Below are 17,431 nucleotides of genomic sequence, written 5' to 3' on the forward strand. Positions count from 1 at the left end.
ATAAGAATATGTTTTAAATTTTTGATTTCATTATTAATTTTTAATTGTTACTTCTAAGACGTAACCATTATTTCGAATATTGACTCCTGCTAAATCCACTTTCAAATAATCTTCTGTTTGTTGCCAAGTTATCTTTTCTTTATGCCCTAAAACTTTTACACTTTCAATCTCTCCATTACTAGTTTTTAATGATTTTACTCTGATTGATTGTTCTGGAGTTGCCAAAGAAATTGCATACACTTTATTCTCTTTAGCTGTAAACCAAAAATCGTTGGCAGAAAAAGAACTTGTAAAGCCTTTTTTTGCGCGATGTTCTGTACCACTTAATAAAGTTCCATCTTCTCCTTCTTTTATTATCTTCCAGCTAGAAGTACCATAAATAGCATCACCGTTTATTTTTAACCATTTTCCTATTTCTCGAAGTCCGTTTGCACTTTGTTCTGGAACATGACCTTTACCATCAGGTCCTATATTTAACAAATAATTCCCTCCTTTTGATGAAATATCTACTAAGTAATACAACATTTCTTGAATGCTTTTAAAATCTTTATCATACGATTTATAAGCCCAAGAATTATTGGTCGTACCACAGGTTTCCCAATGCTTTGTTAACTTGGTATCAGCAGATGGAATTACATTATCTCCTGCATCTAAATAATCACCAAAATCGTAACCTACTCTTCTATTTACTATCACATTTGGGTTGATGTCAAAAACTGTTTTATAAAACTGAAAAGATTGATCTTCGGTAATATACCCATCACCATCAAACCAAATTAAACGTAATTCTGGCATTGCTTGTAGAAGCTCTTTTACTTGAGCTATGGCTTTGTTTTCTACATATTCTGCATGTGTGTTTGGACTTGGATCCCATTGATTTTTCCCTAAAGGATGAGAAAGAACTCCTAGAGAATCATTCACTTTTTTTACGTTGGCAAAATTACCATCAGTACCATTAAACCAGTCATTTCCATGCGAATAATACACGCCAAAACCTATACCTTCTTCCAAACAGGCATCATATAATTCTTTAATAGCATCTGCTTTATATGGTGTTGCATCTACCATATCAAATTCTGAAGATTTAGAATCGAACAACGCAAAACCATCATGATGTTTTGAAGTTATTACCATATATTTCATTCCAGCATCTTTGGCAAGTTTTGCGATATTTTTTGCAAAAGATTTATCAGGATTGAATGTTTTGGCAAGTTCTGCGTATTCATTTCTTGGGATTTGAAATTTAAACATTAGCCATTCTGAAACCTTTGGCCCGATATTTTTGGACTCTTCCATACGTTCGCCTTCCCAAATACCTCCTGCTTGTGAATATAATCCCCAATGAATAAACATCCCATATTTTGCATCTTTGAACCAAGAAAGTGCTGCTTGCTTCTCAGGAGCGTTATGCATTACTTCCCATTCAGTTTTATATTTATCCGTGCCAAAACCTAATTTACCTCTATAATTAGGCATAATACGAACTTGGTCAATTCCTTGTGGGTTATTAATTTTAAATGATTTTAATCCTGATTCTTTAAATAGTATGGTCTTATTAAACTGATAAACGGTTTGCTTTTGACCTTTAGCATCATCGATGACAAAAATTTTATTTGGCATTTCGTTGATTTTTATTCCATCTGATTCAAGTTCTATTTCAGAAAAATCATCAGTGTGATCTCCATTTTTTATTAGTTGTACATCATATTTACCAGCTCTATGTAATTCAAAGTCCCAAGTCAGATAATTTTCATTTGCCTGTGTCTTATCATTTTTAAGAACAATCCAAAAATTAGCATCTTGGATATTTTTTGGTAAAACTTGTTCTGAACAAGCCACATAAAAAAATAAAATGGTTGTTACTGCCGAGATGAAAACTATATTTCTCTTATGATTTTTCATTTTTATTTTAATTATTTGGTAAAGCATTCAATACTTGTTATTTCGGATCCACCTCCTCTTTTTGAACATCCAGAAGCGATATACAATTTCTTTTTATCCCAAATAAGTTGAGTTCCATGACGACCTTGAATTAAGGAGGGTAATGTGCTCCATGTATTCGTTTCGGTATCTAAACAATCTATTTCCTTATGTGCTGAAACTTGAGACATACTTTCACCACCTGCAAACAAAATTTTATTTCCCACACATATTGCTGTAGCTCCTGCACGTTGTGTTGGCACCTGTGTTTCTAAAGTGCTCCAAGTAGCTGTTTTAAAATCGTACACATCTACCTCTGGTATGGTTAAATCTAAGACTTTTTTAATCTTTCCAGAAGATATTCTTCCACCAATCATATATAATTTATTATTACAAATTACTGAGGTAGCGTGGTCTCTAGCACGAGGAGCATCTGGTAATTTCTCCCATTTGCCTGTTTTAAAATCGTAGCAATCAAACCATTTTACATGACCATCCCAATGACCATCTAATATTCCACCGGCTATGTACAGTTTATTCTTATACACACTTGCAGTTGTGGAACCTCTTAACCTCCCTTCAGGTAAATTAAAACCTTTAGACCACGTATCTGTTTTTGGATGATATATGTACGTATGGGTTGATGGTTTTTCATGCGGATATCTACGACCTGCGTGAGCACCCACAACATAAATATTTCCTTTATATGAAAACCCTTGAAAATGATGAATTTCAATTGGTGGTTTGGCTCCACTAGTCCATGAGTTGTTTTTGGGATCGAAAATAGAAACTTCTTGGATTCGTCTGCCACCAACAAGGTAGAATTTGCCATCTGCTTCAATAAAAGCTGCTTCATGACGTTCCTTAGGCTCTCCTTTAGTTGTTAGTGTTTTCCACTCATATCCATCAAAAGATTGAGAAAAAAGTTGCTGGGAAATAAAAAGCAGAAAAGTTATTTTCAACAAACTAAGAGATTTACATAGTTTTATCATCTTTATTTCTTAATCGTTTTGTTTACATCATTTGTTACGTATCTATTCCAGAATGAGTCTAAATCATTAGCTTTATTACCTAGTTGAAATATTTCCCAATTCTCTACACAGTCAGAAAAATCTATACCGCCTGCAGCTATCCATCTATTGGTCCAAGTTGATTCCCATCCATCACAAACTTCGTCTGCTAGCGTCCATATTTTTTGGGCTTCTTTATTTGGATTTTTGTCTGATTTTGCAATTTCTAACCATTTTGCATCCTTAGTTCGATATCCTGGTGTTGCGTTATCACTCGTATTACCATCTTCAATTTTTTTATATATTGTATTTTCCTTTAACCAAATTAATTCTGATGGTGTGGTCTGTTTCTCATTATACTTACTGTGCTGTACAATAATTACATTGGATTTTAGAGTAGCTAATGTTATTCCTTCTTTAAGTACAGCTTGTAATACATCAAAAGTAAAATTTGACTGACCTGCTTCTTGTACAAAAACTTTTCCACCTGATTTTAAAACTGGTAGCACTCTCTTTTTGGCTCTAACAACAGATTCATTCCAATACGCATGTGCATTTGTCCAAAAATCATTCTCAGTACCAAACAAAGCATTATAATAATCTGGGATTCCATCTGTAATAAAAATGTGCTTTTGGTCTCCATAAGCACCAATTACTGCGTAATAATTTACACCTTTTAAATCGGGATGTTTTAACATACAAGCTAAAGCTGCAGTTGCCATTACATCATCTTCATCTGGTTTCAAATCAAAATTCGCGAGCAATATATCTGTACTTTTATTAAACGTTTGTGAAAAAGTATGATTGAAACTTATTAAAGCAATAAGAATAGTTATAGCCACAAATTTTGATTTCATAATTGTATTATTTTATAGTTTAAAAAAATTATTCAACGGTTTTTAGAGATACATTATCCCAAAAACCAACTCCCGTAAAATCATTAGATGTAATACAACGTAATTGTAAATTAGTAATTTCACCACTATTAAAAGTACCTTTATAGGTAACCCATTTGTCTGTTTTGTTTGTAGTGTCTAACTCAAATTTACAAGTTGCATCAAAACTTCCATTCGTGTCAAAAATGACTTTTCCTTTTGTACTTGATTTTATTTTCAATTGAATACTTAATTCATATTTAGTCTTTGGTTTTAATACTACTTTTTGAATTAAAGGTTTCATTTTTCCATTTCCTTGGTATTGAAGTGCAAAATATCCTTTTGCTGTGTTGTCTTTAAAAGGAGAAAATCCTTTAGAATTTCTGTTATACCAGTTTTTTACTTGACCTTGAGTAATCAATTCAAAGGAAGGGTTTTCTACCAAATTTTCAATATTTGATTTTGATACTTTAATAGATGTAATTTTGTTATTTGCTTTAATAACATTTAAATCGATTCTATTTTCTTCCAAAACCCAAGATTTTCCTTTGAAATTATCTTCTTCAAAACCTTCAACTATATATCCTTTTGGAATTTCTATTGACAATATTTCATTTGGTAGAATACCTTGTTTTTTCAATTTTTCCTGATTGTAATTTCCTTCTGATAATGCACCCATCATTTCATTAAAATTGATGTCTTTATGAAAAGTTGGCAATGCTACACCTAATGTTTGTTTTACCATATTTATGGTGCCATCTTCATTAAAATAAATAAGATCAAAACAAACTGAACGGTTGGTTGCTATACCTCCAGACAAGTTTCCATTATGATAAAATACATACCATTGGTCATTATACTCGACAACAGAACCATGCATGGTAATAATATCTGTGCTATCTACAAATACACCTTTACATTCATAAGGACCATAAATATTATCACTGATGGCATATCGCATTTTATTTCGTTTTGGAAAATCATCAGGGTAAATAATGTAATATTTCTCCTTACGTTTAAACATCCACAAACCTTCTCTAAAACCATCTAAACCTTTAATTGAATGAGGTTTCCCTTCAATCTCCATCATATTATCTTTCAGTTTATATCCTGTAGGATCTCCTTCACCACCAATAAACAAATAAGACTGACCATTATCATCGGTAAAAACACATGGATCTATTAACGACTTTAAACCTTTAATATAACCTTGTTCTTTAAAACCAGAAGTAGGGCTTTTACTGGTTGCAACCCCTATTTTCCAAGTATCTCTACCTTGCCCTGATCTATGAGGAAAATAATAGTAATACGTTCCGTTTTTATAGGCAGCGTCAGGTGCCCACATAAATCCGCCTTCTTTTCTTCCCCATGGTACTTGACTAGAATGTAATATTTCACCATGGTCTTTCCAAGTAATCATATCATCTGTAGAAAATACGTGATAACCGTCCATAGTTTTATATCCTTTTGAAGGAGCTGGATCTGAAGATGGATATACATACAAACGACCATCTTGCCAAACGTGTGCAGATGGGTCTGCAGTAAACATATGACTCACGATAGGATTTGAACGACGATCTTGAGCTTCAATCTTTACGAAAGAAACCAACAATAAAGCGACGAAAATTATTTTTGTTTTCATATTAGAAATTATTCTTTAATTTTTATAAGTGATACATTATCCCAATAACCAACACCATCAAAATCTTTAGAAATGATAGAACGTAATTGTAATTTGGTTGTTTTTCCACTATTGAATTCAGCTTTGAAAGTTATCCATTCTTCGGATTTGTTTTTAGCATCTAACTCAAACTTGCAAGTTTTATCAAAAGCTCCATTAGTATCAAAAATGACCTTCCCTTTTGTACCCGATTTTACTTTTAACTGAACACTTAATTCATATTTAATATTAGGTTCAATCTCTAATTTTTGAATTAAAGGTTTTGGAGTTCCTTTACCTTCGTATTTTAATGAATAATATCCTTTTGCTGTTTCATCTCTATATCGAACATAAGGTTTAGGTCTTTTATTGAACCAATGTTTTACCAAACCTTGAGTAGCCAATTCAAAAGAAGGATTCTGTACCAAATTTTCAATTTTTATTTTTGATATTTTTATAGAAGAAATTTGATTGTTCGCGCCAATTGCGTTTAAATCGATTCTATCTTCTTGAAACGTCCATGATTTTCCTTTAAAATGGTCTTTTTCAAAACAGGTAACTTCATATCCTTTAGGAATTTGAATAGATGAAATTACGTTGATTTGGATTCCATTTTTCTCTAAATCTGATTTTGTGTATTCACCAAAATCTAATGTTCCAAACATTTCATTAAAGTTGATGTCTTGATGAAAAGTTGGTAATGTAACACCTAAACTTTGCTTTACCATTTGGATAGTTCCATCTTCATTAAAATAAACAGGATCAAAACATATAGACCTATTAGTACCTATACTTCCTGATAAATTTCCATTATGATAAAACACATACCATTGGTCTTTAAACTCAACCAAAGAACCATGCATTGTAATTACATCTGTATTGTCTAAAAATACTCCCTTAAACTCCCAAGGTCCTAATGGGTTTTTGCTCATTGCATAGCCCATTTTATTCGTTTTTGGAAAATGATCTGGATATATTAAGTAATACATGCCTTTTCGTTTGATAACAAAAGGACCTTCTCTATGACCTGTAGCACCGATTTGTTCGGTCATTTCTCCTTCAATCTCCATCATATTTTCCTTTAATTTTGCAGCATAAGGTTTTGTATCTACTACCGCATAAATATAAACTTGCCCATCATCATCTAGAAAAACACCTGGATCACAAAATTTATTCAGGCCTTTTACATATCCCTGCAGTTTAAAATCTGATGCTGGTTTTTTGCTAGTTGCTACACCTATTTCCCAAGCACCTTTTTTGTTTTTATGTGGAAAATAAAAATAATACGTACCATTTTTAAAAACACAATCTGGCGCCCACATAAATCCTCCTTTTTCAATTCCCCAATCTACATCTCTAGAATGAAGTATCTCTCCATGATCTTTCCAAGTAATCATATCATCCGTAGAGAAAACATGATAACCATCCATGGTACTATAGCCTCTTGAAGGAGCTGGATCTGAAGATGGATACACGTACAAACGACCATCATTCCAAACATGAGCTGATGCATCTGCAGTAAACATATGGCTTACAATTGGGTTTGAACGACGTTTTTGTGCATTCATTTGCAACCCAAGTAATAAAAAGAAGGTTACTATTTTTATTTTCATCATTATATATTTTTTAAGTTAAAGCGTTTTTTATAAAGAAATATTCATTTCTATCTCTTTCTGTTCTCTAACTACTTTTAAAATGACTTCTGAGCCTTTTATTTTATTCATAAATCGAAAAAACTGTTTTAGATTCATAAATTTTTTGCTATTTACTGCCAAAATTAAATCTCCGTCCAATAATCCAGCTTTAGCTGCTTTAGATTTTTTAGGCACTTTAATTAAGGCAATACCTCCATCTTCTTTAGAAACACCATAAGCAGAAAATTCCATACCTGATAACCCATTAACAGCGGCTCCTAACCAAGTAAGCTTTCTTCCTTTTTTTGCTGCTCTTTTATTCTTAAGTACTTCTGAAACCCCTAAAGCAGGTATTATTGGAGTTCTTGCAATTGCTTTTAGACTCGGTTTTTTTACTCCAAATTGATCCATTGGAAAGTTTTTAAACCCAATATCAAAAGCAGGTGAACCTTCTTTTACTCTAAAATCTCCATTGGCAGGGTCTATAAATTGAGGGTCAGCCACAATTGAGTTTTCATCCCATCCAAATTTTTGTGTTAAATCTGAATTAAAGATAAGGTTACTATCAACACGTTTTCCTGTATTATTTGCCGTTGGTACTTTTACACCTTGATATACAAACATAAAAATGTTAGAAAAAACCTCATCTCCACTATTTTCAAACCATACATGTGGATGAAAAGTATTGTTTACAGTTATATTATTCCAAGCACGTCTTCTGTATCCTTCTCTAAGTTTTAAACCACCAGACAACATCAAATTATTATAAATATCGTAATTGGTAGAACCATCATCTAAATCAATATCCCAACCATGATCGCATCTCCAGCGACTGTTACGAATTACAGTAGTTTTTATGGCATCTGCAAATGGTAATTCTGGATATTTACTCATATCTGCATTTTTAAGGCGCCAAAAACGGTCTCTTCCCCAAGAATTAAACGAACCATGATCGTGTGTTTCTAATACAGTGTTGAACACATCACAACGTTCGATTAAATGACCACCAAAGGCACCATCACCAACATTAATTCCAGAGCGAGCACAATCGTAAATGGAACAATCTCTAACGGTTATTTCCATCGCCATCTCAATCTGTACTCCTGCTGGTTGACGCTCAACTGTTCCTATATTATGAATTAAACAATCTTCAACAGTACCTAATGCAGGATAATTTTCTGTTTTAGGACCGGGAGTTTTATCAACAGTATTCATATCATTTTTCTGTCCATATTCAAACAACGGATCACGTAAAGCTTTTGGATCTCCAACAAAACAAATTCCACTTGCTCCTGTATGATGGATGTAATTTCCTTTTATTAAAGTGTTTCTATTGTAGTTATTTACAAAAATGGCATTTCCACCAACTTGATCAAATTCACAATCTAAAATTTTTATATTTTCTGTTCCCGTTAACATAAAAGCACCTCCTCTAAAAATGGTCCAATCTGAACGCACCATAGGTTCTTTGGTTTCCATAAATGTTCTAGCAGCGTGTTTTATCACAAAACCTTGTAAAGCAATATGTTTTACAGGGTTCTTTATGGAACCTTGAAAATCTATCAATTGCTTTAATTGAACCACCTCTACTTTTACTTTTTTTAAATCTATAGTTGCTTCTGGTTTATAGTACAAGGTTTGTGTTTCTTGATTATGAAACCATTCTCCAGGAGCATCTAATTCTTCAAAAATATTTTCAACCATTCTGTATTCTGGATGCATCCCCATTTGCCTGTTGTTCTGCCAACCTCCTTCATAAGTAACTTCTCCTTCTTTATTTTTACCTGTGATGATATAATGATAACCTCCCCATTCTTTAGAATGCATTGCATGAATATAACCTCCTTTAGGATTTTTCCATCCTGCAGCTCTTTCCTTTGAAAAAGCATCAGCAGCAAAACCTTGATAAGGAGCAGTTTTTTTGCTGGCATCATAATTAGGATAACGTGCCATACGTTGATTTAATCCATCAATAAAAACTTGATCAATTTGGATTCCTTTTGGTGTTTTTGCTTTGAAAATTCCATTTTGATAGGGTTTCCAATTCAGTTCTAATTTCACACCTCCGCTTAAAACAGCTGCTCCTTCATTTTTAGCACGATAAATAATTGGAAATTGTTTTGAACCTGAATCTTTTGGATTAAAAATGATTGTTTTAGGCAAATAATATACACCATCAGCAAAATAGATGGTCACTGCTTCTTTGCCTGCAAATGCTCTTGCTTTTTGCTGTGCTGCTGCAAATGTTGCTAAAGGATTATTTACATCTCCACTGTTTTTATCTGAACCATTTGGACTCACATAAATATCTAAAGCGTAGGTTGATGTTATAAAAAAACCTATTAAAATGTAAAAAAAGTTCAATATATATTTTTTCATAATTAATTTTGTTGAATTCTTTGATATGTGTTTTTCGTTTCTTTTCTAAGCTTCGTTACTACTTTAGTATACTTTTTATCATTTACTAAATTATTCATTTCATGAGGGTCATTTTCTAAATCATATAATTCTTCAATTACAGGAGTATGTTCATAATAAATGATGTATTTATATTTATCATTCCTAACACCTCTTGATCTATAAGATTTATTGGCTTTAATGATCTCTTGATTTGCTATTTCAAAATCTGGATATTTTCTTTTAGAATGTAAATTGGTTATAAAAAGACTTTCTGAATAGACGGATTTCTGCCAATTCTCCATATTTTGAGTTTTATCTAAGATACCTGTAAAACTTTTTCCTTGCATCTTATCAGGTGTTTCTATACCTGCAAAAGACAATATAGTAGGTGCTATGTCTACAGAAGACACAAATGCAGCTTCTCGATACCCTCTTTTTTCTTTGGCTTTACGACCATCAAAAACTATTAATGGGGCTTTTATAGATTCTTCATAAAGAATAGCCTTATCATATAATCCTTGAGAACCATGAAAACGTCCATTATCACTGGTATAAATAATTATGGTATTATTAAGAATCCCCATTTCTTTTAATTTTTCAACCAACCTTCCTACTTGCTGATCTACTGTATACCCTTGTGTGGCAAATCTTCTTACTAATTTTTGATATAATTCGGGTGTAGATGTTCGTTTTTTATGAAGTGGAACACCTCTCCAATTGTCTAACAATTTAGGTAGTTTCGTGTTTTTCCCTTCAACCCAATTTTCTGGAACACTAAAATTCTGGTTCTCAAATACCTTTACATGAGGAGGATACATGTCTCTATCTTTGTCGTTTTTTACTGCATAAAAACTAACTGACAAACAAAAAGGTTCATCTTTTGGTTGCGTATCTAAAAAATGAATCATCGCATCTCCAGTTTTTAACGTCCTTTCATTTAGAGGTCTATCCTTGTCATAAATTTTCTTTAAGGTTGAATCTTCTGGCCACATTTTAAAAGCTCCTCTAAAATGGACTCCATTACCCACAAAAAAATCAAAGTATTCTCCTAGATTTTCTTGCAAATCATAACCAGAAACTCCACCTTCCGCATGGTAAGCTTTTTCAGTAACGGGGAAACCAAACTTACCTACAAACCCTGTACGATAACCTGATTTTTTTAGTCTAGCCGGATATGAATCTTTAAAATCTGTCTTTGAAAAAGTAAGATTATTTGGATAAGAAAAGCCCACTCTATGATTAGACAAATAACGACCTGACATTATAGTAGCTCTACTAGGCATACAAATTGCAACAGGATAATAGGCTCTATCAAAAACAACTCCTTCCTCAGCTAATTTATCTATGTTTAAAGTTTTAAATTCTAGTCTTCCATAACTTCCAAAATTATCCCAACGTTGGTCATCTGTCATCAAAAAAATAATATTTGGTTGTTGGGCAAAACCTACCAAACTAAATAATAGATAAAATACGAATACAAACTGTTTCATTTTAAAAGTCTTACATTTATAATATTGTTAAATTACTAAGGTTACAAATTTCATTGTAAAAGTTTTATTCAACTTTTTTTGGTGCCCATTCAGGAATACCAAATTCCTTTAGTTGTTTATTATAGCGCTTTGCAAAAGGTTGATCTTCTGGAGCTACTTTAGGTAAACCTTCATTTACCATTAATGGTTTTGCATATTCCCACCATTGATCGAAAGACTTTTGCAATTCTGCAATTACCTCTGGATGTTCTGCTGCTACGTTATTCTTTTCTGAAGGATCTACAGAAATATCAAAAAGTTCTTTGTTATTATCAAAACGCCATTGTTGTGTGCGTACTGCTGATTTCGCAAATTTTGATTCCTCTCTTTGACCATCTTTCCAACGACCACAGTGTACAAACAACTCTCTATCTGACCATTCTGCGTTCGGATTTTTTAGAAGAGGCACCAAAGAGCGACCACTAAGTTCTTGCATTTTTTTTGGCAAAGTAACACCAGCAATTTCACTGAATGTTTTATATAAATCGATATGAGAAACCAATTTATCTATATCAACTCCTGTACCTAATTTACCTTTCCAATACCAAAAAGCAGGTACATGTGTACCACCTTCAAAAGGTGAGTTTTTCCCTCCTCTTAAATTGGCATTAAAATGTGATACTTTTTTACCATTTAGGCTACCTTTTAAATGAGTGGCTCCATTATCTGTCATAAAAATAACGAGTGTGTTTTCTAGAGCATTCCAAGATTCTAATTTTTGCATCATAGCTCCAAAATTATCATCGATGTTTTCAATCATTCCATAACGACCTGCTGTACCTTTATCATATCCCAAATCTAAAAAACGTTTTTTATATTTTTCTGGCGCTACCAACGGTGCATGTGGTGCATTTAAAGCTACATACGCAAAGTAAGGTTCATCAGAATCGTTTTTTTCTTTTATCCATGCTAAAGCTGCATCAAAAAAAACATCTGTACAAAAACCTTTCGTTTTTACAATAGTATCATTATGAAGTAAAACATTATCGAAATATAAGTTTTCTGCATTAGCCGGAAAATCACCATATCTAGTTTGCCCTATTCCACCACCACCATGCATCAATACTTCGTCAAAACCTCTATTAGTTGGTAAATATTCTTCCTCATCTCCTAAATGCCATTTCCCAAAAAGTCCTGTTTTGTATCCTGCTGATTGTAGAGCTTGTGGCATTGTAAACACCTCCTGAGACATTCTTTCTCGCTGTAAAATTGTATGAGTTACTCCAACTTCAAAAGGACGATTTCCACTCATAATTGCAGCTCTTGTTGGCGCACAAGTTGGACTTACTTGAAAATCCGTAAAACGTGTTGATTTTTCATAAAAAGCATCAATATTAGGTGTTTTTAATACTTGATTTCCCATACAAGCCAAATCTCCCATTCCTTGGTCATCTGTCATTACCAAAATAATGTTGGGCTTGGTGTTTTTAATAGATTTATTTTGACTTATTACTGAGCAATTAGCAAATAAGATCAGTAATCCAATTTGAATAAATTTTAGTGATTTCATTTTTATATTTTCTTTGTTTAATTAAATTTTAAAACATTTTTAATGCGCAGACAATGCGCCTTTTGGATCTGGAACACGATTTGAAGTAGTTGTAGCATCACCATACCAATAAACACCTACTCCATAAGCCATATCACAATCATTCCAACTCCAAACTTCCATATCTAATTGAAGGGAACTCCCAAAAGGCATCACATCTAAGGAACGTGTACGAGTTTCTGTACTGTATCCTTTGGTATTTCGCTCTCCTATAATTGTTTTTCTATTCAATTTATTATACTTGTGGCTGTATGGTTGCGCATGAAAAGGATGTTCGTAGAAATCAGTGCTCATACCTCCCCAAGAGTATCCATAATAATCTTCTGTTCCAGTACCGAAAATAGAAGGAAAATCTTCTCCATCTACCCATATTTTTTCATCTCCTTCTCCCCACCATTTTTCTACAGGATTCATAATTGTTAAAGCATCACCTACATAAACGCCACGGCCTTTAAGGGTTACATAATTCCAATCAGAAAAAGGACGTGTAGGAACAGGATTTTGCCCTCTCCAAGCGGCATTAAAATACATACTATTTTTATCCCATTTCCAATCTCCAGTAACAGTATTCAACTCAACATCAATAGGTTCTTTACTTAAGTTGAGTACCGATATTTTAGCAGATTTTTGATAAGGCATTACCCAACGACAAGACATAGTTCCGTCTTCTGAAACAGTTCTATACCATCCTTGGAATGGATTTAAACCAATTCCTGAGCCAAAAAAATCACCGATAGGACACCAAACTGTTTTTTTTCCATCAAACTCCATTTTAAGAATAATAGAACGTGTTATTAATGAATCTTGAGAACTCCCAAGCTTCAATGAAAGTGCACGAACTGCTGCAGTCCCTTTTGGCAAAACAATAGATTTTTCCTGTTTAGAGTTTACTATTTCTTTTAACATTACGGTTGTTCCTTCAGTGGTGTTTTCTGGAGCTATTAGAGTTTCACAAACCTGTTTTATTTGGTTTTTTGCTTTATGGAAATCATCCAATGTAAAAGTCTTCACTTTTGTTCCTTCTATGTATTCTCTATATGTAAATTGATAGAAAAACGGTCGTTCTGTTACTGTAATTTTACAACTTTTTGCATACGGAATTGGAAAAAATGAAACTGCCGAACGTAAAGATTTATGAGCCAATGGAAAAGGAATCAAACCTGTTCCGTTTAAAAGATTAAGCATATTTCCTTGAAGTGTTGGTTCTGTAGCTCCATCCAAATAAATCTTAATAATACTATTGGTGTTTACTCTTTTCGTAGATCTAAAAGGCATCCAAGTACGTACAATAGCTCCAGCTCCTTGATGATCCATTAAAACCCACTCTTTTTGTCCATTATTTTCTTCAATTCTAATAAAGTTTCGGTCTTTATCATTATTGTTTAAATCTTTGTTCGTAAACCATCCTACTGAATCTTTTGGACTCACAGATGCCCGGTTATAACTGCTCTCTTGTTTTAAACGAAAATCTTTTTGTGGAAAACTTGCTACTATATCACGATCTATCATTTCGTGAATAAGGGTCTCTAAACTGATATTTTTTTTTGATTGAGAGTAAGAAAATGAGGCTGTTGTTATTGATAAGAGCAGGCTTAAGATTAATATTTTAGTTATTTTCAGATTTTTCATTGTATACTTTTTAAAATAATTTTTAATTGGCAAGACTAATTTAATTGGTTTCTTTACTTTTTACTTTGATAAGATTTTAGTAATGCTTTCATCTCTATTACTTTTTCAGGATATAGACTATACAAATTTTTTGTTTGATACAAATCCGTTTTCAAATTGTACAGCTGTGCAGGTTGTGCATCTGCTTTTATTTTACCATCCTTAATATCACTATTAACTTCTCCTGCAAAAGATATGGCAGCAGGTCCTCCAAAAGCATGATGTCCCTGTTTTCTAGATCCAAAACCTCCTCCGCCTTGAGCTCCTATATATAACCAATTTCCTTTACGAATAGCCAAATGAGAATTTCTTTTAGGCGCTAAAAGCACTTCGTCTCTTATCTGTTTATTAGTTTTTCCAGTAATTGCTCCTAATATGTTTTTACTATCCTGTCCTTGTCCTTGCTCCAATTTCTGTTCTGTAAGTGCTGCGAATGTTGCTAGCATATCCACGTTACAAATCAATTGATCAGACACCTCTCCAGGTTTTATTTTATTAGGCCAATGAGCTATAAATGGAATACGATGACCGCCTTCCCAAGCATCAAACTTAAAACCTAGTAAATCACCATTTAATTTGTGGCCATCTTTCCATGCTTTTTGTCCAGTGGCATTAAACATCCCTCCATTGTCACTTGTAAATATGACCAATGTATTATCTGCCTCTCCCATTTCTTTCAAGGTTTTCATAACCTCTCCAACAATCCAGTCTAATTCATGAACAAAATCACCATACAAGCCAGATTCACTGGTTCCTTTAAATTGTGGCGCAGGTGTAAAAGGGTGGTGAATATTTGTTGTGGCAAAATACAGAAAGAAAGGCTTTTCTTTTTGTGCTTTCATCCAACCAATTGCTTTCTCTTTTAAATGAGTTCCTACTTGTTCATCAACATATAATGCATGTGCTTTATCAGCTCCTCCAATATGATCCAAATTCATTTTTTCAAAAACTTCTTTTGTTTTTGCCTTTTGTCCATAAATAAATGGATCATCTTCCGTTAGTCCAACCACATTATGGTTCTCTACATATACAAAAGGAGGGTGACTATTTACGACAGGAACACCATAGTAATAATCAAAACCAAGTTCATTTGGTCCAGGAGTTAAAGGCTTGTTCCAATCAACAGGTTTTTTTGTACCAAAGCCTAAATGCCATTTTCCAACACAAGCTGTTGCATAACCTGCTTTTTTTAATACTGATGCTATGGTTTCTTTTTGGGTATCAATTACTAATTTGTCTTTAAGAAAAATAGGTCTGTTTAAATTTCCGTATCTAATAGGGTACTCTCCAGTAAGTAGCGCATATCGTGATGGAGTACAAACAGCAGAAGCCGAATGTGCATCCGTAAACATTCGTCCTTCTTTAGCTAATTTATCGATATTCGGTGTTTGAAGTTTTGTTGCTCCATAACAACTCAAATCGCCATAACCTAAATCATCTGCATTAATTAAAACAATGTTTGGAAGTTTCTGCTTATTTTGAAAAGCAAAAGATGACTGAGTCAAAATTAAGATGGCGAAAAGTCTAACAATATTTTTCATTTAGTATATATTTTTTTTATAAAACATCTCTTCTATTAAGACTATTTCATTAATGTAATAATCTCAACAACAGGATTTTTTCCTGTAGTACATACAACTTTATATTTGTTATCTTTTATCAATTTGAAATCGGGAACTATCTGAATACTTCCTTTATCATTGATACGATATTGTATTTGTTCATTTATACTAAATGAATGCTGCTTTTTTTGATCATTCAACACAAAATTAATGCCATCAGATTCAAGTAATATTCCTGAAGTTTCTTTACGTTTTGTGTGATGTATACTTGGAGGAATCCATGTTGGTCCTTTTTCTATATCTACTTCTAATTCACTAGCCAACTCTAATACAATTACAGGTAATGTTTGATTAAATATTTCCCTTGGAATAGTTGCTATTATAGTTGCTTTGTTTGTATTTTGAGTAAAAAGCACAGGTGTATTATTGCCTAAAACGTAGGCCTTATTTACTTGTGTCTTTATACCATCTATATTGATAGTTTTATTTTCATCACCAAAAAGATGTAAATAAACTTTTTTCTCCTGAGTAGTTATAGAACCCCATTTATATTCACCCTTAAAAGGAGAACCTTTGGTTTCATAAATAGATGCTCCATTAGCTTTTGTCCATTTTGCAATATCTTTTAAACGAACAGTTTCTTCTGGAGTAAAACAACCATCAGGTCCTGGACCAATGTTTAATAAAAAGTTTGAATTTCTGCAAGCACATTTAGACAACATTGCAATTACCTCTTCTGAAGGTTTCCAGTTTGAATCATTATTATCATAACCCCAATTATGTCTTAAAGTCATAATCGATTCAAGATATCCTTCAGAACCAGGAGATGCTAACTCACGATCTCCTAGATTTTCATAATCTCCTAGATTATTTCCTATACGGCTACTGACAATACAATTTGGTTGGTATTTTCGAACCAAATCATAACACATCTTATTTAAATCTGCATGTCTTTTTACTCCCATATCAAACCAAATTAAATCAATTTGACCATAATTGGTGAGCAATTCTTCTAAATGCGTTTTTACTATTTTTTTATAATCTTCTGGAACTTCAGCAGCGTTTCTTCTTACTTTTTTATAGTGATACCAATCTTTTTCATGTGAATAATAAATTCCAACACGCATTCCTTGTTTATGGCACTCATCTATATATTCTTTTAGCAAGTCTTTTTTATAAGCAGAGGATTTTACAATATTCCAATCAGATGCTTTTGTATTAAACATAGCAAAACCATCATGATGTTTTGTAGTTAGCACCATATATTTCATACCTGCATCCTTAGCCAATTTTACCCATTCTGCAGGTTTATAATCTACCGGATTAAATTGTTGTGCTTTTTTTTCATAAGCTTCTTTAGGAATATCAGCCAAAAGATAGATCCATTCTGCACTTCCACCTCCCATTTCTTTACCATAATCAATACCATTCCATTCTCCTCCAAAAGCAGAATAAACACCCCAATGTATAAACATACCAAACTTAGCATCTGACCACCAACCCATCCGTTCAACCTTTTCAGAATCAGTTTCACTCCACACTTGTTTTTGTGAGAAACTAACTTGAATGACTAAAAGTTGTACTAGTAATCCAATTATTATTTTTTTTCTTAGATACATTTTTT

At 32.9% G+C, this 17,431-nt stretch carries 11 protein-coding genes; all 11 read right to left on the bottom strand.

Going from position 1 to position 17,431, the window contains the following annotated elements:
• Window positions 1-33: 33 nt before the first annotated feature.
• The 11 genes from ACJJVY_RS00180 to ACJJVY_RS00230 all read right to left on the bottom strand — a co-directional run bounded on the left by ACJJVY_RS00180 (window position 34) and on the right by ACJJVY_RS00230 (window position 17,426).
• Entirely contained in the window at window positions 34-1,902 is a 1,869-nt protein-coding gene (locus ACJJVY_RS00180; RefSeq protein ID WP_405603922.1) for an alpha-L-fucosidase, read from the bottom strand.
• Between the two features lie 11 nt (window positions 1,903-1,913).
• Complete coding sequence (locus ACJJVY_RS00185; RefSeq protein ID WP_405603924.1) at window positions 1,914-2,882, bottom strand: Kelch repeat-containing protein; 969 nt, start codon at window positions 2,880-2,882, stop codon at window positions 1,914-1,916.
• A 32-nt stretch (window positions 2,883-2,914) separates the two neighbouring features.
• A complete protein-coding gene (locus ACJJVY_RS00190) occupies window positions 2,915-3,787 on the bottom strand; it encodes a hypothetical protein (protein ID WP_405603926.1) in 873 nt (290 codons plus the stop codon).
• 28 nt (window positions 3,788-3,815) lie between these two features.
• A complete protein-coding gene (locus ACJJVY_RS00195) occupies window positions 3,816-5,447 on the bottom strand; it encodes a family 43 glycosylhydrolase (RefSeq protein WP_405603928.1) in 1,632 nt (543 codons plus the stop codon).
• 8 nt (window positions 5,448-5,455) lie between these two features.
• On the bottom strand, window positions 5,456-7,081 hold the full coding sequence (locus ACJJVY_RS00200; protein WP_405603930.1) for a family 43 glycosylhydrolase: 1,626 nt from the start codon (window positions 7,079-7,081) through the stop codon (window positions 5,456-5,458).
• A 27-nt stretch (window positions 7,082-7,108) separates the two neighbouring features.
• A complete protein-coding gene (locus ACJJVY_RS00205) occupies window positions 7,109-9,478 on the bottom strand; it encodes a PDZ domain-containing protein (protein WP_405603932.1) in 2,370 nt (789 codons plus the stop codon).
• Between the two features lie 2 nt (window positions 9,479-9,480).
• On the bottom strand, window positions 9,481-10,989 hold the full coding sequence (locus ACJJVY_RS00210; RefSeq protein ID WP_405603934.1) for a sulfatase-like hydrolase/transferase: 1,509 nt from the start codon (window positions 10,987-10,989) through the stop codon (window positions 9,481-9,483).
• 64 nt (window positions 10,990-11,053) lie between these two features.
• Window positions 11,054-12,538 carry an arylsulfatase gene (locus ACJJVY_RS00215; RefSeq protein WP_405603936.1) on the bottom strand — a complete coding sequence of 495 codons (1,485 nt, stop codon included), beginning with the start codon at window positions 12,536-12,538 and terminating at the stop codon, window positions 11,054-11,056.
• 39 nt (window positions 12,539-12,577) lie between these two features.
• A complete protein-coding gene (locus ACJJVY_RS00220; protein ID WP_405603938.1) occupies window positions 12,578-14,206 on the bottom strand; it encodes a glycoside hydrolase family 172 protein in 1,629 nt (542 codons plus the stop codon).
• Window positions 14,207-14,259: 53 nt separating this feature from the next.
• Window positions 14,260-15,786, bottom strand: coding sequence for an arylsulfatase (locus ACJJVY_RS00225; RefSeq protein WP_405603940.1), 1,527 nt, complete (start codon window positions 15,784-15,786; stop codon window positions 14,260-14,262).
• A 41-nt stretch (window positions 15,787-15,827) separates the two neighbouring features.
• Complete coding sequence (locus ACJJVY_RS00230; RefSeq protein ID WP_405603942.1) at window positions 15,828-17,426, bottom strand: alpha-L-fucosidase; 1,599 nt, start codon at window positions 17,424-17,426, stop codon at window positions 15,828-15,830.
• Window positions 17,427-17,431 lie beyond the last annotated feature (5 nt).

Origin of the sequence: Polaribacter sp. Asnod1-A03 (assembly GCF_045063585.1) — a bacterium.
Classification (GTDB): domain Bacteria; phylum Bacteroidota; class Bacteroidia; order Flavobacteriales; family Flavobacteriaceae; genus Polaribacter.